This window comes from Paraburkholderia sp. IW21, assembly GCF_041321145.1.
In the GTDB taxonomy this organism is placed as follows: Bacteria; Pseudomonadota; Gammaproteobacteria; order Burkholderiales; family Burkholderiaceae; genus Paraburkholderia.
On sequence record NZ_JBGGWA010000002.1, the window covers coordinates 651,440 to 673,701 of the forward strand.

Annotated in this window: 18 protein-coding genes and 1 pseudogene; 10 read left to right on the plus strand and 9 right to left on the minus strand. The window is 62.0% G+C overall.

Annotation, left to right across the window (positions count from 1 at the left end; all coding sequences use genetic code 11):
* Window positions 1-1,087 precede the first annotated feature (1,087 nt).
* From mtgA to mpl, 5 genes are all read right to left on the minus strand, one after another.
* A complete protein-coding gene (mtgA, locus tag ACAX43_RS06845; protein WP_370707643.1) occupies window positions 1,088-1,810 on the minus strand; it encodes a monofunctional biosynthetic peptidoglycan transglycosylase in 723 nt (240 codons plus the stop codon).
* Window positions 1,811-1,859: 49 nt separating this feature from the next.
* Entirely contained in the window at window positions 1,860-2,723 is an 864-nt protein-coding gene (aroE, locus tag ACAX43_RS06850; RefSeq protein ID WP_370707644.1) for a shikimate dehydrogenase, read from the minus strand.
* On the minus strand, window positions 2,720-4,834 hold the full coding sequence (locus tag ACAX43_RS06855; protein WP_370707645.1) for a ribonuclease catalytic domain-containing protein: 2,115 nt from the start codon (window positions 4,832-4,834) through the stop codon (window positions 2,720-2,722). The genes aroE and ACAX43_RS06855 overlap by 4 nt, the downstream gene beginning before the upstream one ends.
* Window positions 4,835-5,011: 177 nt before the next feature.
* The gene (locus ACAX43_RS06860; protein ID WP_370707646.1) at window positions 5,012-5,614 is read right to left on the minus strand and encodes a YqiA/YcfP family alpha/beta fold hydrolase; all 603 of its coding nucleotides are present in this window, start codon (window positions 5,612-5,614) and stop codon (window positions 5,012-5,014) included.
* Window positions 5,611-7,005, minus strand: coding sequence for a UDP-N-acetylmuramate:L-alanyl-gamma-D-glutamyl-meso-diaminopimelate ligase (gene mpl / locus ACAX43_RS06865; RefSeq protein ID WP_370707647.1), 1,395 nt, complete (start codon window positions 7,003-7,005; stop codon window positions 5,611-5,613). Before mpl ends, ACAX43_RS06860 begins: the two co-directional genes overlap by 4 nt.
* Window positions 7,006-7,205: 200 nt before the next feature.
* Between mpl and ACAX43_RS06870 the strand changes: the two genes are divergently transcribed.
* The 10 genes from ACAX43_RS06870 (at window position 7,206) to ACAX43_RS06915 (ending at window position 15,489) form a co-directional block, all read left to right on the plus strand.
* Window positions 7,206-7,859 carry a UDP-N-acetylmuramate--alanine ligase gene (locus ACAX43_RS06870; RefSeq protein WP_370707648.1) on the plus strand — a complete coding sequence of 218 codons (654 nt, stop codon included), beginning with the start codon at window positions 7,206-7,208 and terminating at the stop codon, window positions 7,857-7,859.
* A gap of 15 nt (window positions 7,860-7,874) precedes the next feature.
* Complete coding sequence (locus tag ACAX43_RS06875) at window positions 7,875-8,423, plus strand: TlpA family protein disulfide reductase (protein WP_370707649.1); 549 nt, start codon at window positions 7,875-7,877, stop codon at window positions 8,421-8,423.
* Window positions 8,424-8,617: 194 nt separating this feature from the next.
* A complete protein-coding gene (gene aroQ, locus ACAX43_RS06880) occupies window positions 8,618-9,073 on the plus strand; it encodes a type II 3-dehydroquinate dehydratase (RefSeq protein WP_370707650.1) in 456 nt (151 codons plus the stop codon).
* A gap of 68 nt (window positions 9,074-9,141) precedes the next feature.
* Entirely contained in the window at window positions 9,142-9,609 is a 468-nt protein-coding gene (gene accB, locus ACAX43_RS06885; protein ID WP_370707651.1) for an acetyl-CoA carboxylase biotin carboxyl carrier protein, read from the plus strand.
* A 128-nt stretch (window positions 9,610-9,737) separates the two neighbouring features.
* The gene (gene accC, locus ACAX43_RS06890; RefSeq protein ID WP_120347522.1) at window positions 9,738-11,105 is read left to right on the plus strand and encodes an acetyl-CoA carboxylase biotin carboxylase subunit; all 1,368 of its coding nucleotides are present in this window, start codon (window positions 9,738-9,740) and stop codon (window positions 11,103-11,105) included.
* A 3-nt stretch (window positions 11,106-11,108) separates the two neighbouring features.
* Window positions 11,109-12,011, plus strand: a complete 903-nt coding sequence (gene prmA, locus ACAX43_RS06895) for a 50S ribosomal protein L11 methyltransferase (protein ID WP_370707652.1) — start codon at window positions 11,109-11,111, stop codon at window positions 12,009-12,011.
* A gap of 48 nt (window positions 12,012-12,059) precedes the next feature.
* A complete protein-coding gene (locus tag ACAX43_RS06900) occupies window positions 12,060-13,379 on the plus strand; it encodes a zinc-ribbon and DUF3426 domain-containing protein (RefSeq protein WP_370707653.1) in 1,320 nt (439 codons plus the stop codon).
* A 73-nt stretch (window positions 13,380-13,452) separates the two neighbouring features.
* Entirely contained in the window at window positions 13,453-13,953 is a 501-nt protein-coding gene (tpx, locus tag ACAX43_RS06905) for a thiol peroxidase (RefSeq protein ID WP_370707654.1), read from the plus strand.
* Window positions 13,954-14,048: 95 nt separating this feature from the next.
* Window positions 14,049-14,987, plus strand: coding sequence for a carbohydrate kinase family protein (locus ACAX43_RS06910; RefSeq protein ID WP_370707655.1), 939 nt, complete (start codon window positions 14,049-14,051; stop codon window positions 14,985-14,987).
* Between the two features lie 25 nt (window positions 14,988-15,012).
* A complete protein-coding gene (locus tag ACAX43_RS06915; RefSeq protein WP_370707656.1) occupies window positions 15,013-15,489 on the plus strand; it encodes a glycine zipper 2TM domain-containing protein in 477 nt (158 codons plus the stop codon).
* A 283-nt stretch (window positions 15,490-15,772) separates the two neighbouring features.
* Here ACAX43_RS06915 and ACAX43_RS06920 read toward each other — a convergent pair whose 3' ends face one another.
* From ACAX43_RS06920 to ACAX43_RS06935, 4 genes and pseudogenes are all read right to left on the minus strand, one after another.
* Window positions 15,773-16,423, minus strand: a complete 651-nt coding sequence (locus tag ACAX43_RS06920; protein WP_370707657.1) for a histone H1-like repetitive region-containing protein — start codon at window positions 16,421-16,423, stop codon at window positions 15,773-15,775.
* A 30-nt stretch (window positions 16,424-16,453) separates the two neighbouring features.
* Window positions 16,454-16,779 (minus strand): annotated as a pseudogene (locus ACAX43_RS06925) (hypothetical protein).
* An 86-nt stretch (window positions 16,780-16,865) separates the two neighbouring features.
* The gene (locus ACAX43_RS06930; RefSeq protein WP_370707658.1) at window positions 16,866-18,089 is read right to left on the minus strand and encodes a ribonucleotide-diphosphate reductase subunit beta; all 1,224 of its coding nucleotides are present in this window, start codon (window positions 18,087-18,089) and stop codon (window positions 16,866-16,868) included.
* Window positions 18,090-18,747: 658 nt separating this feature from the next.
* Window positions 18,748-21,744, minus strand: a complete 2,997-nt coding sequence (locus ACAX43_RS06935) for a ribonucleoside-diphosphate reductase subunit alpha (protein WP_370707659.1) — start codon at window positions 21,742-21,744, stop codon at window positions 18,748-18,750.
* Between the last annotated feature and the right edge of the window lie 518 nt (window positions 21,745-22,262).

Consider the following 22,262-nt stretch of genomic DNA (forward strand, 5'->3'; position numbering starts at 1 on the left):
GTTGGGCTTTGTCTCCGGATTTTTCTTGCTGCCGCTATTCCGTGGGTAGTTTTTCTGGCTCACGGTGCGTGTTGGATTGGATTGTAGGGCGGTTTTTTGGAAATCTCCAATATGTGAGTGTTGGATTCATATAATGGGATTTTGCCTTGCCGGGGGCTGGTTTTTGCTTGCGTGCTCGCTGGGGTGGGTTTGCTTTTGATTGCCTTGCGGGCATTGGGTTTTCTACCTGCGGTAGCGCCTTCTCACTGCTTTGTTTGTCTCGCGACGGAGCGCTGGGTGGTGCTCCTCGAAGCTGGAGATTTTCTTGATTTGTTAGTGGTCTATTAGCGTCGCCCCTGTGCGGGGCGGCACCTACTTTTCTTTGCCTGCTGCAAAGAAAAGTAGGCAAAAGAAAGCAGCTCAAACCGCTAATGCTAAGCGGCTCCCCCGGCTTGGAGGGGGTAGTGGCCCCGTGGAATCCGGGCCCTCGTACCTTCAACCCCAAGTGACAAAGGTGTCATCAGCTCCCACTCCGCACTACGTGCGTCGCGGACGGGTTTGCATGGGAAACCAGGGGCTTCGTTTAAGGATGGTGGAGGCCTTCTGCTTTGCCTCGGCGTGGCGCTTCCGCACTCAAGGGTCAACCCGCACCCTGAATGAAATGTAGGTGTGTCGCAATCGCATGCAGTGGCGATATAACGGCGAGTCACGATGTCGGGAAAAACGCGAACGCAAAACGCAGCACAAGGTTTTATGAAGTACACTTCGGCGCGCGCAGCGCCGCCGGAAGTATGACGCCCTTGTCACTAGCGCCGAATGTGCGAGAACACAGATTCCACGGAGCCACTACCATTCGCTGACTGCGGGAGCCGCTTAGCAATTAGCGGTTTGAGCTGCTTTCTTTTGCCTACTTTTCTTTGCAGCCGGCAAAGAAAAGTAGGTGCCGCCCCGCACAGGGGCAACGCTAATAGACCACTAACAAATCAAGGAAAGGCCAACACCACAAGCCCCCAGACAAAATCGCCAAGCAGGCAAAAACTAAAAGCAAAAAGCAAAAAACCACCACCGCAGGCAGACCATTAATGCCGCCGCCAAAGGCAAAAAAAAATCAATCTGGCAACTCAGCCGCCCCCATCCGCCGCGCAATCACGCGCGATCGTTGAGCGAGATACCCCGAGCCCCTGTGCTCATCAAAATACTTGGGCTGCGGCAACATCACAGCCAAACGGGCCGACTGCGCAGCAGTCAATTTGGCAGCAGAACTCTTATAGTAATAATGCGCGGCCGCTTCAGCACCATAAACCCCATTCCCCCACTCAACGGAGTTGAGATAAATCTCAAAGATCCGCTCCTTGTCCATCAAGGTCTCGAGCATCCAGGTAATGATCAGCTCCTGCCCCTTGCGGATATAACTCTTCTCCCGCGACAAAAACAGATTCCGCGCCAGTTGCTGGGTAATCGTCGAGCCGCCACGAACAATCTTGCCCTTGGCCTTATTCCGCTCCCACGCCTGCAAAATGGCGTCGGTCTCATACCCGTTGTTATTAACGAAATTCGCGTCTTCGGAAGCAATAATCGCCCGCTTCAAATTGCGCGAAATCTGGTCGTACGGCACCCAGGTATGCTGCACCGAAAGATCAGGCCGATCCTCCGACAATCGCCATGCATCCGACCGCATGAAAGCAGTGGTCTGCGGATTGACGTAATTCCACACTGCGATCTGCGCGAAGTAGAACGCCTGTGTCGCAAGCCACGCAATCGCCGCCACGGCGCCCAGATAAACCATCCATCGCACCGGACCTGGCCGGCTCGCGCGCCGCGTTGCTGTCATCGTGGTATCAGTCCTCGAGCCGGGAAGTTCCGGAAGATAAAACGGCGGTCTATGCGTGCGACGGCGCCGCCAACAGCGCTCGCAACTCGGCCAGCACCGGCGCGCCATCAGGCCGTACGCCACGCCACACGTAAAACGATTCGGCAGCCTGCTCGACCAGCATGCCGAGACCATCGGCGCCGCGCGCGCCCAGCTTCTGCGCGTGCTCCATGAACACCGTCGGGTGCGCGCCGTACATCATGTCGTAGGCGAGCGTGCCGCTGCCGAACGCGCGGTCGTCGCACTCGGGCAACGAGGCGTCCAGACTCCCCGCCGTCGCATTGACGATCACGTCGTAGGTGCCCGCTTCGATCGCTCGCGCGCTGCCGCCGGTCAGGCGGCAAACGGCGTCGCGCGCGGCTTGCGCGAACTGGTCGACCAGCGCTTCAGCCTTTGCCGCCGTGCGGTTGACGATCGTCAGCGTATGCGGTGCGCGGTCCAGCATCGGCAGCACCACGCCGCGCGCGGCGCCGCCCGCGCCCAGCAACAGAATGCGCGCGCCCTTCAATGAGACGCCGAGATTCACTTCGATGTCGCGCACCAGCCCAAAGCCGTCGGTGTTGTCGCCGTAGACGCCGCTCGCATCGAACCGCAAGGTGTTCACCGCGCCCGCCGCCGCCGCGCGCGGCGACAGGGCGTGAGCGAACGCGTGCGCGTCGAGCTTGAACGGCACAGTGACGTTCATGCCGCGTCCGCCCGCTTCGATAAAAGCGCGCACGTGCGGCACGAATGCATCCACGGGCGCGAGCAAGTGGCCGTACTCGACGGGCTCGCCGGTCTGCGCGGCGAAGCGGCCATGAATAAACGGCGATTTGCTGTGGCTGACCGGGTTGCCGATTACCGCATAACGGTCACGTGATTCACCCGTGCTCATCGTCCGGGCTCCGCAACCTGCTGCTGATCCGCCGCTGCGCCGCTTCCGTCATCACCGCTTTCGGTGGCGCCTTCCGCGGCCGCGCCGCCGTCGAGGTCTGCTTCGGCTTGCGCCTCGGCTTCATCTTCGGCGCGCTCATCGGGCGCGTCGATGATGTCCTCTTCACCCTCGTCGGCTTCCTCAGCTTCGCCGCCGCTCGTCACCGTCGGTGCGTCGAGCACGTGCAGCAGGCGCACGGACGCTTCGACGGTCAGTTCGTCGAGCGACATCACTTCCATCTGCAAGCGGGTACCACGCGCATGCACGCCGAGGCCCGGCACATGCAGCAGCAGCGGGATTTCCTCCAGGCGCACGAGATCGCCCTTCACCACCGACGCCACCACCTGCTTCCGGTTCTCCTGCTTCAGCCAACGCAAACACCAGAAATACTCCATGCGGCGCTGGTGATCGGCGTACGCGGTGTAGGTGTCGTCGAAACCTTGCACGACGGCGAACAGATCGGCGTCCTTCGGCTTGAACGGCGCGGCCAGTTTCGCGGTTACACCGTGCTGCACGCAGGCGAGCAACTGCCATTGGTTCACGAGGTCGACGTAACGGCGCAGCGGCGACGTGCTCCACGCGTATTGCGTGACGCCCAGGCCTTCGTGCGGTGCCGCATTGGTTTGCATGCGGGTGCGCTTCGGGCCGGTCGGCGCGCCGAACGCGCGCTGCGTACGATAAATGCCCGGCACGCCGTGGTCGTGCAGGAACGCGCCCCACGACGAATTGGCGAGAATCGCCAGCTCGGCAACGATCGTGTCGAGCGGCGAACCGCGTCGGCGCGGCGTGATCGTGACGTGCTCGCCTTCAACGTAGAAATTGAAATCGGTATTGCGCTGCACTTCGCGGCGCAGTCCGTAACCAGCACGCGCGGTTTGACGCTTTTCAAACAGCGCCTGCGCGAACGGCCACAGCACGGCAATGTCTTCCTTGTGCGGATAGTCGCCGGTGCCGGCGGCGAGCGCCTCTTCGTTGACCAGTTCGTCGAGCGTGTTGTGGCGCAGATTGTTCTTGACGAACACGCGCTCGGCGCGCGTTTCGCTCGCCACGATTTCCTGCGTCTCGCGGTTGATGATCACATACAGCGACAACGCGGGCCGCAAGCCGCCTTCAGCCAACGTAAACGCTTCGACGACGCTATCGGGCAGCATCGTAATCTTGTCGCCCGGCATGTAGACGGTGGACAAACGCGTACGCGCGATCGCATCGACATCGTCGCCACGCGCGATACCCAGCGCCGGCGCGGCGATGTGCACGCCGATCCGCACGCGGCCGTCGGCGAGATGCTCGACGGAGAACGCATCGTCGATTTCAGTGGTGGTGATGTCGTCGATCGAGAACGCCTCTACATCGGCTTCCGGCAGATCTTCCGGCAACGTGCCGACCGTGACCGGCGGGAATCCGGTGCCGTGCGGGAAAAACTCGGAGAGGAATTTCGCCTCGTGCAGCGCCCGGGCCGACGGAATGCCGCCGCATTCAAGCATTAGCCGCGCCTGCGAAATGCCGCGCGCCGCTGCCGCGCCTTCGAGCGCCTTGTATTCGATCGTGTTCTTGTCGGGCCTGGTGAGCAAAGCGAGCGCCTTGCTGCCACTGAAGCCTTCCGGCAGACGGCCTGCCTTCAGTTCCTCTTCGAAGCCAGCCTGCACGAGCGCCTGCTGACGCTTGCGTTCAAGCCCGGCGAGCGCCATCTTGAGTTGCTCCTGCGGCGCTCGCTGATACATGCCGCGACCTTTGCGGCGGAAGTACACCGGCGCGCCGTGCATGCGCAGCACCAGCGCCGCGCGCTCGATCGAGCCGAACGCTTCGCCGAAGTACTCGGCGCCCAGCGCGGCAAACGGGAATTCGTCGTCCGGCGCGCATTCCCACAGGAAGTCCAGATCGATGTCCTGCGCGGCGGTGTCCGCCTGCTGCATCAACTCGCCGGCGGTCGGCTTTTCAAATTCGATCAGTACATCTTTCGCGCGCACCTTGGCGCGCCGGCCGCCCGGCAGCTCGACCTGAAAAGCGTCGCCCTGGCGCGACAGCACGCTGCCCGCCTTGAAACTGCCCGATTCCTCGAAGAAAACGTTCACTCAATACTCTCGTTCTGACTTGCATCTGCCGGGCCGGCCGATGGTGTTCGGCTATCGGTCACTGCGTGCGCGGCACGGCAACGTGTTCGTGGTAGGGGATCCGCGGCGCAATACGCACGCGCCGGCGGCGTGAATCCGGTGATCCGCAACGGCCTCGCTGGTTGATCGTCGGAACTGTCAGGCCGCCTCGCGCGGCGCCGGCGGCTCGACGTCTTCGGCATCGCAAAAGGCCAGTACCTCGTCGACGTATTGCGCGAACTCGCTGATCGCGTGGTCGCTCCCTTCGATCAGCGTAGTGCGTGCGCCCGGATAGTGCGCAAGCATTTCGCGGTAATCGAGCACTTCGTCGCCGGTGGCGGCCATCAAATAATAGCGTTCGGGGCGCGTGATCGACGCGACGCCAAGCGCGCGCAGCTCGTCCAGATGATGCGGTTCGACCGTGATACTGCCGCCGCCGTGCCACAACGGCTGCTCGCCGAGATACGCGCTCAGATCGCGCTGCGGCACGACCGCCGGGTTCAGCAGCACCGCCGGCCAGCCGTGCTTCTCGGCGAGATGCGTGGCGAAGTAGCCGCCGAGCGAACTGCCGATCACCGTCACGCGATTCGTCCCGGCAGCGGCCACCAGCGATTCGGCGAGCGCCACGGTCTCAAACGGCGAAACCGGCAGCATCGGGCAGCACCATTCGTCGCTGCGGCTGAGTTCGACGAGGCGCGCCGCCAACACGCGCGCCTTGAACGAATTGGGTGACGAGCGGAAACCGTGCAGGTAAAGGATCACGAAACGCCTCGCGCGGAGAGTGCGTCGAGCAGTTTCTGATGCACGCCGCCAAAGCCGCCGTTACTCATCACCAGAATCTGGTCGCCGGGGCGCGCCGCGTGGACCACCGCTTTGACCAGCGCATCGAGATTGTCGAAAGCCTGCGCCTTGCCGCCGAGAGGCGCGAGCGCTTCGCCGAGATTCCAGCCGAGTGCGTCGCGGCCGGCCGGCGCGCCGTAGCCGAACACCAGATCGGCCTCGGCGAGGCTGGCCGGCAATTGTGCTTTCATCACGCCGAGCTTCATGGTGTTCGAACGCGGCTCCAGCACGGCCAGGATTCGCGTGTTCTGGTGGCCGACGCGTGCGCGCAGACCGGCCACCGTGGTTTCGACCGCGGTGGGGTGGTGGGCGAAGTCGTCGTAGACAGTCACGCCGTCGACGCTGCCGCGCACTTCCATGCGGCGCTTTACATTCCGGAAGCTGGCCAGCGACTTCGCGGCCTGCGCCGGCGGCACGCCGACGTGGCGCGCGGCGGCGATCGCGGCCAACGCGTTCATCCGGTTGTGCTCGCCCTGCACCTGCCACTCGACCACACCGACGCGCTCGCTGTTGTGATACACGGCGAAACGTTCGTCGACGGGCACACCGTCTTCGGCCGGCAAGGTCTCCCAGCCGCCTTGCACGCCGAAACGCTCGACTTCGCTCCAGCAGCCACGCGTCAGCACACGCTCCAGCGCGTCTTCGCGACCATTCGTCACGATGCGGCCGATGCCCGGCACCGTGCGGATAAGGTGATGGAACTGCGTTTCGATCGCGGCCAGATCCGGGAAGATGTCGGCGTGATCGAATTCGAGATTGTTCAGGACCGCGGTCTTGGGGCGGTAGTGAACGAACTTCGAGCGCTTGTCGAAGAAGGCCGTGTCGTACTCGTCGGCTTCGATCACGAAGAAGCTGGAATCGGTCAGCCGCGCCGACACGCCGAAGTTCAGCGGCACGCCGCCGATCAGGAAACCAGGATTGAGGCCCGCGTCTTCGAGCAGCCAGGTCAGCATCGAGCTGGTGGTGGTCTTGCCGTGCGTGCCGGCCACCGCCAGCACCCACTTGCCGTTCAGCACGTGCTCGCCGAGCCACTGCGGACCGGATACATAAGGCAGGCCGCGATCGAGAATCGCTTCCATCAGCGGGTTGCCGCGCGACACCACATTGCCGATCACGAACAGGTCGGCGTGGAGGCCGTTCAACTGCTCCGCGTCATAACCTTCGATCAGACGAATGCCTTGCGCCTCGAGTTGCGTGCTCATGGGCGGATAGACGCCGGCGTCGCAGCCCGTCACGGTGTGACCCGCGCCGCGCGCGAGAACCGCGAGACCGCCCATGAACGTGCCGCAGATGCCGAGAATGTGGATGTGCATAAGCCTGTCGTGCCGCGCGGGCGATTTTTTGCGAGAGAGGGGAGTGCTGCGGAGCGGCCGAAACGACCGTCTGCAAAGGAGGCTATTGTAACCGACGCCTCCCTGTCGCCCTATGAATGGCCGCCCGCCCCGCTTATCGTCGAATACCCGGCGCGAACCGCCCAGAAAGGGCTGTCATCAATCTCTAGTATGATTGAGAGATGGTTCGCAAATCACACTTCGATCCGCAGCGCGTGCGCGAGGAAATCGCCATCGCGGCTGCCCGGATAATCGCCGAAGACGGTCTGGACTACGCAACGGCCAAGCGTAAAGCGGCACGGCAGGTAGTCGGCGAGAGCCGTGTTGCCGGTGAATGGCTGCCGGATAACGACCAGATCGAAGAAGAAATCCGTGAATATCAGTCGCTTTTTCAGGGCGACAGCCAGCCGGTGCTCCTGCGGCGGCTACGCGGTATCGCGATCGACTGGATGGAACGCCTCGCACCATTCAATCCGTATCTGACTGGTGCGGTACTCGGTGGCACAGCGGGCGAACACTCGGATATTCATCTCCAGGTGTTCTGCGACAACCCCAAGGAAGTTGCGATCTACTTTCTCAACGCCAACATCCAGTACGACGTTTCAGAGACGCGGCATTTCGCCGGTCGCGGCTACGTCGAGACGCTGAGCTTTCTGTGGCGCCCCACGAACGAAGGGCGCGAAGCGGAACCGGCTGGTGTCCACGTCGCCCTGTACGAAACGGACGACTTGCGCGGCGCGGTCCGGGCCGATGCGCGTGGCCGCACCGCCCGGGCGAACCTGCAGGCGGTCCAGGCGCTGTTCGACAGTAGCGACGTCACCCCTTCAACTAATTAATCAGACAGACCTGGAATGAATACGAGACGGATTCTGGCAGGCGCGCTTGTCGCAATCGTCGCTGCGGGCGGCGGGGTGCTGGCCAATCATTGGCTGAACGGCGGCGCCGAAGTCGCCCATGCGGCGCAGGGCGCTTCCACCCAGAGCGCGGTCGAACAATTGTGGGCCGCGCCCGTCACGAACGTCGACGGCAAGCCGCAATCGCTAAGTTTGCTGAAAGGCCACCCAATCGTCGTCAATTTCTGGGCGTCGTGGTGCGGGCCGTGTGTCGAGGAAATGCCAGCCCTTTCGCAACTTCAACGCGAATATGCAAAGAAAGGCATCCAGTTCGTCGGGCTGGGCGTCGATTCGGAGAAAAACGTTCAGGCCTTCTTGCAGAAGGTGAAAGTGGCCTACCCGGTCTATGTGACCGGCTTCGGCGGCGCAGACCTCGCCCGCGCGTTCGGCAATACTGCGGGCGGCCTGCCTTTTACCGTCGTAATCGACGCAAAAGGCCACATCCGTTCGACAAAATTAGGGCAAATCGACCCGCAAGCGCTGAAACAGACGCTCGACGCACTGTAAATTTCATATTCTTTTGACGTCCGGATAGCGGCGGAACGCGCGAAATTGCGCACAGATCGCCTAAATTTGAGAGAAGATGGGCGCCTGTGGGAGCGGCATAAGTTCGCCGAGATCAATCCCAACGCGCAGGAAACTAGACAAGTTTCTCTAATCAGCGCTAAAGTGCGCCCAATTCCACGGAAAAAGAAGCGACCATGACGCGACTGCTGGTACTGCACGGACCCAACCTCAACCTTCTCGGCACCCGGGAACCCGAGGTCTACGGTCGCGTGACCCTACCGCAGATCGATCAGGCACTCGCGGACCGCGCAGCGGACGCCGGCGCCGAACTCGCGTCGTTCCAGAGCAACCATGAAGGCGCACTGGTCGATCGCATCCAATCCGCGCGGACTGAAAAAACCGATTTCATACTCATCAATCCCGCCGCGTACACGCACACCAGCGTGGCCATTCGGGACGCACTGGCGGGGGTCGGCATCCCGTTCGTCGAGATTCATCTGTCGAACGTGCATCGTCGCGAACCGTTCCGGCATCACTCGTATTTCTCCGACCAGGCTGAGGGCGTCATTTGCGGCCTCGGCTGGAAGGGGTACATGTACGCGCTCGAATTCGCGCTCGACCGGCTGTCGGCCGGTTCGTCGCGCGGCTGATCCAAACACATCAAATTTGAGCCGGCTGCGCACGCGCCGGCACTTTACGCATTGAAAGGGGCTTCCTGATGGATCTACGTAAACTGAAAACTCTGATCGACCTCGTCTCGGAGTCCGGTATTTCCGAACTCGAAGTGACCGAAGGCGAAGGCAAGGTCCGCATCGTCAAGAATGCACCGCCGGTTTACGTGCAACCGTCCGCTTCGTATGCCCCGCAATACGCTCAGCCGGCACCCATGGTGGGCGAAGCGCCGGCGGCCGCCGCGGGCGTCCCGGCCACGCCGGCCGCCGCCGCGCCGCAAGGCCATGTGGTGACCTCGCCGATGGTCGGCACCTTCTACCGTGCACCGTCCCCGGGCGCCGAACCGTTCGTCCAGGTGGGCGACACGGTCAAGGAAGGCCAGACGATCTGCATCATCGAAGCGATGAAGCTGCTCAACGAAATCGAGTCGGACAAGTCCGGCGTGGTCAAGGAAATCCTCGTCGAAAACGGCCAGGCGGTCGAGTACGGCCAACCGCTGTTCGTGGTCGGCTAACGCGGCACGCTTGGCGCTTTTTTTGCGCTTGCCGCCCGCGTGCCTGCTGTCCGAGGCGCGCGACCGATCCTCTGAGGTGGCCTGTGTTGTGATCAACCGGGCGCCTATTGATGAGTCGAAAAACCGCTATGTTTGAAAAAATCCTCATTGCCAACCGTGGCGAGATCGCGCTCCGTATCCAGCGCGCCTGCCGCGAGCTCGGCGTCAAGACGGTCGTCGTCTATTCAGAAGCCGACAAGGAAGCCAAGTACGTGAAGCTCGCCGACGAGGCGGTCTGTATCGGCCCGGCGCCTTCGAATCTGAGCTACCTGAACATGCCGGCGCTGATCAGCGCGGCAGAAGTGACGGACGCCGAAGCGATCCACCCCGGCTACGGCTTCCTGTCGGAAAACGCCGATTTCGCCGAACGCGTCGAGCAGTCCGGCTTCACCTTCATCGGCCCGCGCCCGGAAACGATCCGGATGATGGGCGACAAGGTGACCGCGAAGCAGACCATGATCAAGACCGGCGTGCCCTGCGTGCCGGGTTCTGAAGGCGCGTTGCCGGACGATCCGAAAGAGATCGTGAAAATTGCCCGTCAGGTTGGCTACCCGGTGATCATCAAGGCCGCGGGCGGCGGCGGTGGTCGCGGCATGCGCGTGGTCCACACGGAAGCGGCGCTGGTCAACGCGGTCAATATGACGCGCGAAGAAGCTGGCCGTGCGTTCGGCAATCCGCAGGTCTACATGGAGAAATTCCTGGAGAACCCGCGGCACATCGAAATCCAGATCCTGTCCGACTCGTTCAAGAACGCGGTCTGGCTGGGCGAGCGTGATTGCTCGATGCAGCGCCGTCACCAGAAAGTGATCGAAGAAGCGCCGGCACCGGGCATTGCACGCCGCCTGATCGACCGCATCGGCGATCGCTGCGCGGACGCCTGCAAGAAGATGGGCTATCTGGGCGCGGGTACGTTCGAGTTCCTGTACGAAAACGGCGAGTTCTACTTCATCGAAATGAATACGCGCGTGCAGGTCGAGCATCCGGTGACCGAACTGATCACCGGCGTCGACATCGTGCAGGAACAGATCCGCATCGCGGCCGGCGAGAAACTCGCTTTCCGTCAGCGCGACATCGTGTTCAAGGGCCATGCGATCGAATGCCGGATCAACGCGGAAGATCCGTTCAAGTTCACGCCGTCGCCGGGTCGTTTGACGTCGTGGCACATGCCGGGCGGTCCCGGCATCCGCGTCGATTCGCACGCCTACAATGGCTATTTCGTCCCGCCGAACTATGATTCGATGATCGGCAAGCTGATCGCTTACGGCGCGACGCGCGAACAGGCGATCAAGCGGATGCGCATCGCACTGTCGGAAATGGTGGTGGAAGGCATCCAGACCAACATCCCGTTGCATCGCGAGCTGATGCTGGACGCGAAGTTTGTCGAGGGCGGCACCAGCATTCACTACCTCGAAAACCGCCTGGCCGCGAAGCAGCAGGCCGCACCGGAAGAAGCGTAAGTCATGAGTTACCGGGAATTGATCGCCGAACTGGCACGCGAGCACGCGGAGGAGTTTTCCGACGCACTGCTCGAGTTGGGGGCGCTGTCCGTATCAGTTGAAGATGCGGACGCCGACACGCCCGACGAGCAGCCGCTGTTCGGCGAACCCGGTCTCACGCCGGACCGTACGGCGTGGCAGCGTTCGCGCGTGATCGCGTTGCTCGCGCCGGAACATGAGCCGGCGGTGCTGCTCGCTGCGGCGGCCAATGAGGTGGGGCTCGAAACCGCGCCATCGTTTTCCGTGCGTGAAGTCGCAGAGCAGGATTGGGTGCGTCTCACGCAATCGCAATTCGATCCGATTCCGATCGGCGAGCGAATCTGGGTCGTGCCGTCGTGGCACGATGCACCGGATCCTGAGGCACTTGTGCTGGAACTCGATCCTGGCCTTGCATTCGGCACCGGCAGCCATCCCACCACGCGTCTGTGCATGGAATGGCTGGAACAGTCGGTGAAGTCCGATCAATCCATACTCGACTATGGCTGCGGTTCCGGCATCCTCGCGATCCTTGCGAAGAAGTGCGGCGCCAATCCGGTGTACGGCATCGATATCGATCCGCAAGCGGTCGAATCGGCGCGTCACAACAGCGAACGCAACCGGGCGGACGTCACGTACGGTTTGCCTGACGAATGCCCCACCGGCGAATTCGATATCGTAGTCGCCAATATCCTGTCCAATCCTCTCAAACTGATGGCCTCGATGCTGTCGTCGAAGGTCAAACCGGGCGGCCGGATCGCGCTGTCGGGCATTCTGGCGCGGCAAGCGGACGAAGTGGCGCAGGTCTACGCGCAATGGATCGACATCGGCGTATGGCGCGAACACGAAGGTTGGGTATGTCTAACGGGAACGCGCCGCGAAAGCCATTAGAATAAGGCGTATTGTCCAACCAACGGCCTTTCGGCTTATCGGCTCAATATGCTCCTGGCAACGCGTTGCCCCTTCTGCGATACCGTCTTCCGCCTGCAACCGGCGCAGCTCGCGCTGCGCCGCGGCCTGGTGCGCTGCGGTCAATGCCATGAAGTATTCGACGCTTCGAGCAGCCTGTTCGAACTGAACGAGGGTGGCGATTTCGCCACCGCCAAGCCGATGGCCGCAGCTGCGGCCATCGAGGCACTGTCCGGCGTCCGTCCCAAGGGGCCCGATTTCAGCGCCGAAGCCTGGGATCCGTGGGCCCCGGCGGCCGACGCCGTGATCGACAACCGTCTGCTTCACAACGCCAGCAATCTGCCGCTCACGCCGGTTTCCACTGGCGTAGGCGTCGCGGTCACGCCGCGCCACGCTACCGAGCCGGAACTGGAACTGCCGCCCAGCACCTTCAACCCGCCAATTCCTTCCGACAAAGAGCCCGTTCTGGCGGATGCGCCGCTCGAACCTTTTGCCTATCAATCCGATGCACCTGCGGACGCTCCGCTCGAGCCTTCCGCTCACGAGGCCAATCCGCCCGCGGAAGACGCACCGCGGGTCTGGCACAAGACCGAGCGCCCTTCTGACCACCTTGCCGATGCTGACGAGCCGGTTCTGAACGAGTCGGCCGCCTTGCATGGCGTTCCTGACCACGAGCCACATTTTGGAGCGGCCGGCGTAGGTGCGGCCGGCGCGAGCGGCCCGGGTGCAGGCAGCGCAGGCGGCGGCGCCCAAGGCGGCCCGGGCGCAGCCGCGGTTGGATCGAGCGGCGAACCCTTCACGGTCCAGCCCGTCCATGACGGCGCCGATCCCTTTCCGGTGATGCGCGAAACTCGCCCGCCCGAACCGCGCCGCCTCGCCTGGATCATTTCCGGCTCGGTCGTCGCAGCGCTACTGGTTATCGCCTTGCTCGCCCAACTCGCGTGGTGGCAGCGCGAAACCGTGCAGGTCTCTTTCCCGCGCTCGCAAATACTGTATGCCAAGGCCTGCGCGCAACTCGGTTGCCAGATTACGCCGCCGCACGACATCGACGGCTTGCAGGTCGAGCCGTCCGATCTGCGGCAGATCGACGGCCCGCACAAGCTCGAACTGAAGATGCCGCTGCGCAATCGCTTCAATGTTGCGCTGGCCTACCCGGCCATCGAACTCACGCTGCTCGACGACAAGAACAATGTCGCCGTCCGCCGCGTGTTGTGGCCGCAAGACTACGTCGCACCCGGCACGCCGATCGCGGCCGGCCTGCCGGCGCATACGACCCAGACCATGATCGTGCACCTCGACACGGGCAATGCGGTCGCGTCCAATTTCCGCGTACAGATTTTTTATCCGTAACGCACCCTCGCGCGCCCGGCACAGACCGGGCGCGTTCACCGTCATTCCTGACGAATCTTCGGAGCACAACAACATGAGTCAAGTCACGCTGGGTGGTAACCCAATCGACGTAGCCGGCACGTTCCCGTCCGTGGGCCAGAATGCCCCGGCCTTCTCGCTGGTCGGCAAGGATCTGAAGCCGTTGTCGCTCGCCGATTTCGCCGGCAAGCGCAAGGTGCTGAACATCGTCCCGAGCCTCGACACGCCGACCTGCGCCACCTCGACCCGCAAGTTCAACGAAGCCGCCGCCAAGCTGAGCAACACGGCTGTGATCGTCGTGTCGGGCGACCTGCCGTTCGCCGCCTCGCGCTTCTGCACGACCGAGGGCATCGAGAACGTCGTCACGGCGTCTACGTTCCGCGGCCACGAGTTCGCGCAAGCCTACGGCGTCGACGTGACGAGCGGCCCGTTGACGGGTCTGACCGCACGCGCCGTGGTGGTGCTCGACGAGAACGACAAGGTCGTGCACGCTGAACTGGTCGGCGAAATCAAGAACGAGCCGAACTACGATGCAGCACTCGCCGCACTGAAGTAAACACCTTCGCGCACGAATCCTGGCGCCGCGCTTCATGCGCGGCGCTGTCACATCGTCGCGCCCATTCTTTATCGATTTTTACAGGAACGCTCGCCTTGGCTACGCTGATTTGCGGTTCGCTCGCCTACGACAACATCATGACCTTCGAAGGCCGCTTTCGGGATCACATCCTGCCGGAGCAGGTCCACATCCTGAACGTGAGCTTTCTCGTGCCGACGATGCGCCGCGAGTTCGGCGGCTGCGCGGGCAACATTGCCTACTCGCTGCATCTGCTCGGCGGCAACGCGCGCATCATGGGGACGCTCGGCGCGATCGACGCGCAGCTCTACATGGACCGCTTCGCGCAGCTGGGCCTGTCGACGGAAAACGTGCTCGTCGTGCCGGAAACCTACTCGGCCCAGGCGATGATCACTACCGATCTGGAAAACAATCAGATCACCGCTTTCCACCCGGGCGCGATGATGCAGTCGCATCTGAATCGCGCCGACGAAGCAGAAGGCATCACGCTCGGCATTGTCGCCCCTGATGGCTATGACGGCATGATCCAGCATTCGGAGCACCTGGCAGCGGCCGGCGTGCCGTTTATCTTTGATCCGGGCCAAGGTTTGCCGCTGTTCGACGGCGCGTCGCTGCGGCGCATGATTGAACTTGCCACTTATGTAGCTGTCAACGATTACGAAGCCAAACTGGTGAGCAACAAAACAGGTTGGTCGATCGAAGAGATCGCCGGCAAGGTCGAAGCACTGATCGTCACGCTCGGCGAACAGGGCGCGCAGATTCATCACGCAGGCGGAGTCGAAGCGATTCCGGCGGTCACGGCACGGCAAGTGCTCGATCCCACAGGCTGCGGCGACGCGTTCCGCGGCGGCTTGCTGTACGGCATCGAAAACAAGCTTGGCTGGGCCACCACCGGGCGCCTCGCGAGTTTGATGGGCGCACTGAAGATCGAACACCAGGGGCCGCAAAACTACGCGCCCAGCCGGGCGGAGATCAACGAACGGTTCAAGCAGGCGTTCGGATACGACCTGCAGTAATACCGCAAGCTATTGGAGTTAGGGAATGAGAACGACGAGTCGCCTGGTAGTGGGCGCTTTAATTGCCGGTTCGCTGGCCATGTCCGGGTGCGCGTACAACAGCAGCTCTGCAGACGTCTACACGGCGTCACAGGCGCAGCGCGAAGAGACGGTCCGCATGGGCACGGTCGACAGCGTTCGGGCCGTGAAGATCAGTTCGAACAACGGCCAGCCGAGCGGCCTGGGTGCGATCGGCGGCGGCGCGTTGGGTGCGGTGGCCGGCAGCGCGATCGGCGGCGGCCGCGGCTCGATTCTTACCGGCATCATCGGCGGCCTGGCCGGCGCGGTGGCCGGCAATTCGGTCGAGAACGGCGTGGCGGTACGCGACGGTCTCGAGATCACCGTGCGACTCGATAACGGTGACATGCGTGCGATCACCCAAAGTGCCACCGGCGAAATCTTCCGCGCCGGCGAGCGCGTGCGGCTGCTCTCCAGCGGTGGCGTCACACGCGTCACGCACTAAGTTTCCCCTCTCGCGCGGTCGCGCTTCACGCGCCGCCGCGGCGACCTCAAACGCATGCCCTCCCCTGTGCATGCGTTTTTTTTCGCCTGTAGGTTTTGCAGCCGTTTCTTGAAGCGGGCGCCGTCGCGAGACCCAAAAAAAATCCCGTTGCCAGAAACCCGGCAACGGGACCCTGACCGAGTAGCGCTCGGTCATGCTGCTACTTAAGCGCTACTCGATCATCGACACAGCATACGACGTGTCGAAGTACTTCTACCGCTTATTGGCCAATTTATAGGCCAAATTACGGACGGCTGCCCGTCGGGAACGGCCATGCCGCTGCCGGGTTCAGCGCGGTCTTCACCGTCGCCGCCGGTGCGCTCGAGACAGAAGTCGCAGCGGGAGCAGGCGCCGCCTTCTTGGCGACAGCCTTCTTCGCAGGGGCAGCCTTCTTGGCAGGCGCAGCGGCCTTCTTCGCGGCAGCCTTCTTGGCAGGCGCAGCCTTTTTAGCGGCAGCCTTTTTCGCAGGCGCAGCCTTCTTGGCAGCAGCCTTTTTCGCCGGCGCAGCCTTCTTGGCAGCAGCCTTCTTAGCCGGTGCGGCCTTCTTTGCTGCGGCCTTCTTCGCCGGCGCTGCCTTCTTTGCTGCTACCTTCTTCACAGCGGCTTTCTTAGCCGGCGCTGCCTTCTTTGCCGGTGCTGCCTTCTTCGCCGCAACCTTCTTCGCTGCTACCTTCTTCACAGCGACTTTCTTGGCTGCAACCTTCTTGGCCGGCGCAGCTTTCTTCGCTGCAACCTTCTTGGCCGGTGCTGCCTTCTTTGCTGCAACCTTCTTCACAGCGACTTTCTTCGCTGCGACTTTCTTCGCCGGAGCGGCCTTCTTGGCCGGCGCAGCCTTCTTTGCTACAACCTTCTTGGCTGCGGGTTTCTTAGCGGCGGCTTTTTTTGCAGTTGCCATCATTTTCTCCTTCAGGTTTTCAGATGAGAGTCAGTTCAAACACCACCCTTCGTCAAAACCCGCTTCCCGCGGACGCTTCTCAGGGCGCGCGCTACGAAGCGGGCTATTCATCGGCGTACGCAGGTGCTGCGCGCTTACGCTAATGAATGCGGTAAGGCGCGCCGTGCCCTTGGGCACCGCGCGCCAGATCTGGTCGGCGCTGGATCTCAACGCCGGCAATTGCTTGATCGAACCGCTGACGGCGACGCCAGCGGCTTTTTCCGGGGGAAGTTTGCCCATCCCACTGAAGGGTTCGCAAAGTGCCTGTCATATTCGTGGGCCGCGAAGGCACGCGGCGCACTGGGCACGCTTTGCATCAGGCAGTTAAGCTCCTAACCATAATTGCCGCGGCCGAAGCCCGCCGGCACCCCATAAATGAATGCATCTACGGCACGAACCCGGATCACTCCCAGGTCAGCGCACCGCCAGTCTGATATTCGATCACTCGCGTCTCGAAGAAGTTGCGTTCCTTCTTCAGGTCGATCATCTCGCTCATCCACGGGAACGGGTTTTCCTCGTTCGGGTACAGCGGATCGAGACCGATCTGCTGGCAACGGCGGTTGCAGATGAAGCGCAGATAGCTCTTGAACATCGACGCATTGAGGCCGAGCACCCCGCGCGGCATCGTATCTTCTGCGTAACGATATTCAAGTTCGACCGCTTGCTGGAAGATCTCGCGGATTTCCGCGCGGAACTCAGCCGTCCAGAGTTGCGGGTTTTCGAGTTTGATCTGATTGATCAGGTCGATGCCGAAGTTGCAGTGCATCGACTCGTCGCGCAGGATGTATTGGTACTGTTCCGCCGCGCCGGTCATCTTGTTCTGACGGCCGAGCGCCAGGATTTGCGTAAAGCCGACGTAGAAGAACAGGCCTTCCATCACACAGGCGAACACGATCAGCGAGCGCAGCAGGGTCTGGTCTGCCTCGAGCGTGCCGGTCTTGAAGGCCGGGTCGGTCAGCGTATGGATGAACGGAATCAGGAATTCGTCTTTCGCGCGAATCGAGGAAACCTCGTGATACGCGTTGAAGATTTCGCCTTCGTCGAGGCCCAGCGATTCGACGATGTACTGGTAAGCGTGCGTGTGGATCGCCTCTTCGAACGCCTGGCGCAGCAGGAACTGGCGACATTCGGGGGCCGTGATGTGGCGGTAGGTGCCCAGCACGATGTTGTTGGCGGCGAGAGAATCCGCCGTCACGAAGAAGCCCAGGTTGCGCTTGACGATGCGGCGCTCGTCTTCGGTCAGACCGTTCGGGTCTTTCCAGAGGGCGATGTCGCGCGACATGTTCACTTCTTGCGGCATCCAGTGGTTGGCGCAACCAGCCAGATACTTTTCCCAGGCCCACTTGTATTTGAACGGCACCAACTGATTGACGTCGGTCTGGCCGTTGATGATGCGCTTGTCGGCGACATTCACCCGCGCTTCGGAAACGGCAGCCGTTCCGGTAACGTGAGCAACGGGAGCGACAGCGATGTCGTTCGCGAAGATGTCTTGAGCCGAGGGAGCTTGAGGAGCGGAACGCGTTCCGACTTGCGAACCGACAGCCGATCCCGCAGCGTTGCGCAACACATTCTGTTGCGTAGCGCTCGAGGGAGTTACGGCAGTGATCTCGTCATCCCAGTTGAGCATAAATGTCACCATCAATTTAGAACGGTTTGTACCATCTTTTCACGAGCGTTAAAAGAGTTCGCTTGTGAAAAATCCTGTTTTCGATTCGCGTTGCTACGTTCATACAACACTTTGTTCAACAGACTGTGTGTGTCGCCTCATATGAAGCGTGTTGAACGTGTGTCGTCGAGGTGCTTCGCGAGCTCGAAGAGCAACGTGTCGAAGGGACGCTTCGCTGCTCTATCTATCTGTATTGCGGAGCGTGCTTGCAGTGTCTTGCGCTTGCTTCCTGCTGCCTCGCGCCTCTCGTCGCGGTTGCCCGCGTTTGCTCTTTCGTCAGCGCTAGCGAGGTGAAGTTCAATGCAATGTCGAGCGATGCATATGGCCGGCGATGTGGCTCGCCCCATCGATCGAAGCGTTTGCTGAGCGCGCTGTGTCGCGCGCTTCGTCTGTGCTGCCGACTGCTGACTGCTTTACCTGCCTCGTCACTACTTCAGCTGCCTGCCGTGCTTCGCTGCTTTCGATGAGCGGCGCGACTTCGATTTCGTTTCGCCGCCCCGCTCATCCTCTTCGCTTCCACGTCACTTCGGCTTCACTACTATCAGGCTCGCTGATCGCCGCATGCGGGTCATTACCTACAACCCTTCAGCAAGCAACGATCCTGCTGCCTGCATCCTACTTATTGGCAAGCCTCGCACTCTTCAAAGCCAGGGTCGCCCGGACGCATCATGCACACCGGACCATCCGCTTCCGGCGCTGCTTCGACTGCGACTGCCGGCGCTGCCGCTGCTGCCTGGATGCCGCCCGAAGCCGCGCCGCCGCTCGCGCCGAAGCCACCCGCCGCGCCGCCTGCCGCACCGCCCGAACCTTCGCCGCCACCCGAGCTCACCGCGTTCAGCGCGCCGTGAGCAACCGTCGATTTCTCGACGTGCGTCGCCGCCATCGTGCGGAGGTAGTAGGTCGTCTTCAGACCACGCACCCATGCAAGCTTGTAGATCTCGTCGAGCTTCTTACCCGATGCGCCGCCCATGTAAATATTCAGCGACTGCGCCTGGTCGATCCACTTCTGACGACGCGATGCCGCCTCGACCAGCCACACCGGATCGAGTTCGAACGCGGTCGCGTAGATCGCGCGCAGGTCGGCCGGGATGCGGTCGATCCGCGACAGCGTGCCGTCGAAATACTTCAGGTCGGCGACCATCACTTCGTCCCACAGGCCGCGTTCCTTCAGGTCGCGCACCAGGTAGTCGTTGACCACCGTGAATTCGCCCGACAGATTCGACTTCACATACAGATTCTGGAAGGTCGGTTCGATGCAAGCCGACACGCCGATGATGTTCGAGATCGTCGCCGTTGGTGCAATTGCGACGCAGTTCGAGTTGCGCATGCCGTAGGTGGCGATACGCGAACGCAGTTCGGTCCAGTCCATCGACTCGCTCGAATCGACTTCGACGTAGCCGCCGCGCGCTTCGGCCAGCAGCTTCACCGAGTCTTGCGGCAGGATGCCGCGATCCCACAGCGAGCCACGGTAGCTGGAGTAACGGCCGCGCTCTTGCGCCAGTTCCGTCGACGCGTAGTAAGCGTAGTAGCAAACCGCTTCCATCGACGTATCGGCGAACGCGACCGCCTCTTGCGACGCGTACGGCGTGCGCAGCAGGTGCAGGCAGTCCTGGAAGCCCATGATGCCCATGCCGACCGGACGGTGCTTCAGATTCGAGTTACGTGCCTTGGCAACCGCGTAGTAGTTGATGTCGATCACGTTGTCGAGCATGCGCATCGCGACGCTGACGGTGCGCTTCAGCTTGTCGTGGTCGAGCACCAGCGTGCCGTCGGCCTGTTCCTTCAGGTGAGCGACGAGGTTCACCGAGCCCAGGTTGCAGACGGCGATTTCGGCGTCGCTGGTGTTCAGCGTGATTTCCGTGCACAGGTTCGACGAGTGGACCACGCCGACGTGCTGTTGCGGCGAGCGCACATTGCACGGATCCTTGAACGTGATCCACGGGTGGCCGGTTTCGAACAGCATGCCCAGCATCTTGCGCCACAGTTGCGCCGCCGGAAGCTTCTTGAACAGCTTGATCTCGCCGCGCGCGACCTTGTCTTCGTAAGCCGTGTAAGCCGTTTCGAACTCGGCGCCGAACTTGTCATGCAGGTCCGGGCAGGTGGACGGCGAGAACAGCGTCCAGTCGCCGCCCTCCATCACGCGCTTCATGAACAGGTCGGGAATCCAATTCGCCGTGTTCATGTCGTGGGTGCGGCGACGGTCGTCGCCGGTGTTCTTGCGCAGCTCGAGGAATTCTTCGATGTCCAGGTGCCACGTTTCCAGGTACGCACACACCGCGCCCTTACGCTTGCCGCCCTGGTTGACTGCCACAGCCGTGTCGTTGACCACCTTCAGGAACGGCACGACGCCTTGCGACTTGCCATTGGTGCCCTTGATGTGCGAACCGAGCGCACGCACGCGCGTCCAGTCGTTGCCCAGACCGCCGGCGAACTTCGACAGCAGCGCGTTTTCCTTCAGCGCTTCATAGATGCCGTCGAGGTCGTCGTCGACCGTGGTCAGGTAGCACGACGACAATTGCGAGCGGCGCGTGCCCGAGTTGAACAACGTGGGCGTGGACGACATGAAGTCGAAGCTCGACAGCACGTTGTAAAACTCGATCGCGCGCGCTTCGCGGTCGATCTCGTTCAACGACAGGCCCATCGCGACACGCATAAAGAATGCCTGCGGCATTTCGATGCGCACGCCGTCGTGATGCAGGAAGTAGCGGTCGTACAGCGTTTGCAGACCGAGGTAGCCGAATTGCAGGTCGCGGTTGTTGTCGAGCGCGCCGCCGAGGCGCTTCAGGTCGAACTGCAGCAGCTTGTCGTCGAGCAGTTCGGCTTGCACGCCGCGCTTGATGAACTGCGGGAAGTACTCGGCGTAACGCTCGCCCATTTCCGTTTGCGTGACTTCTTCTTCGAGGATCTCGCGGCGGATCGTGTGCAGCAGGATGCGGGCGGTGACCTGGCTGTAGGCCGGGTCCTTTTCGATCATCGTGCGGGCAGCCAGAATCGCCGAGTCGTAGACCTGGGTCATCGGCACGCCGTCGTACAGATTCTTCACCGTTTCGGCGATGATCGGATCGGCACTCACGGCGTCGCCCAGGTTCGAGCAAGCCAGTTCGATGATGCCGCGCAGCGCAGCCATGTCGAGCGGACGCGTCACGCCGTTGTCGGTGACGTTCAGACCCGGCGTGTTGGCGACGATCTGCTCGTCATGACCGCGCGCCTGGGTGCGCTTCTCGCGATACAGCACGTACGCACGCGCGACGTTGTGTTCGCCGCCGCGCATCAGCGCGAGTTCGACCTGGTCCTGGATGTCTTCGATATGGAACGTGCCGCCGTTCGGACGGCTGCGCACGAGCGCGCGCACCACGTTCTGCGTGAGTTGCTCGACCAGTTCGCGCACCCGCGCGGACGCCGCGCCTTGACCACCGTTGACGGCCAGAAATGCCTTCGTCACGGCGATGGCGATTTTCGACGGCTCGAACGACACCACGCTGCCATTACGACGGATCACCTTGTAGTCGGCGTAAGTGGCTTGCGGCGCAAGCGCGTTTGCGCCTTGAGCCTGGCCGAAGGCCTGGCTGGCCGGTGAGCCTTCATACCGGGTCGTCACGTTGTCGGTGGTTTGCATGTGCAAAGCTCCTGGTCCTGGAAATGTTGCGGAGAAAGCCGCGGATTAAAACGAACGCTGCGCCGCCGCGTGCGCATGCGATGGGGGGCAGGGAAAAGGCTGGCTGAGCCGGATGGCGGGATGCGACTGCGATGAAGCCTGATTCGAATTGATAACGGTCTTCACCATGTGTGTCGCGATCACTTGCTGTGCCTTTTTCCTGAATGCTTCTGGATGCCGCCGGAGGTCTCTACCGGCCGCGCCGCAGGAATTATTTTTCGCTGCCTGGCATGCTTGCGGCGCCATGCTCGAAAGAGCGGGGCGCCGCATAACTTATGCACTCGGTTATGCACAGAGTTATACACACCGGACACAAGATATAGTGCAAAACTGAATTTCAGGCACCAAGTATAGTGGAGTTTCAAGACAGGTCAAATCGATTTATTTGCTCTCGACCGCTTGACATTTGCATCGCCCGACGCGAAGCCGTCTCCCCGGAGAACAAGGCTGCGCCTTGCTCTCCTCGCATCATGCGAAGT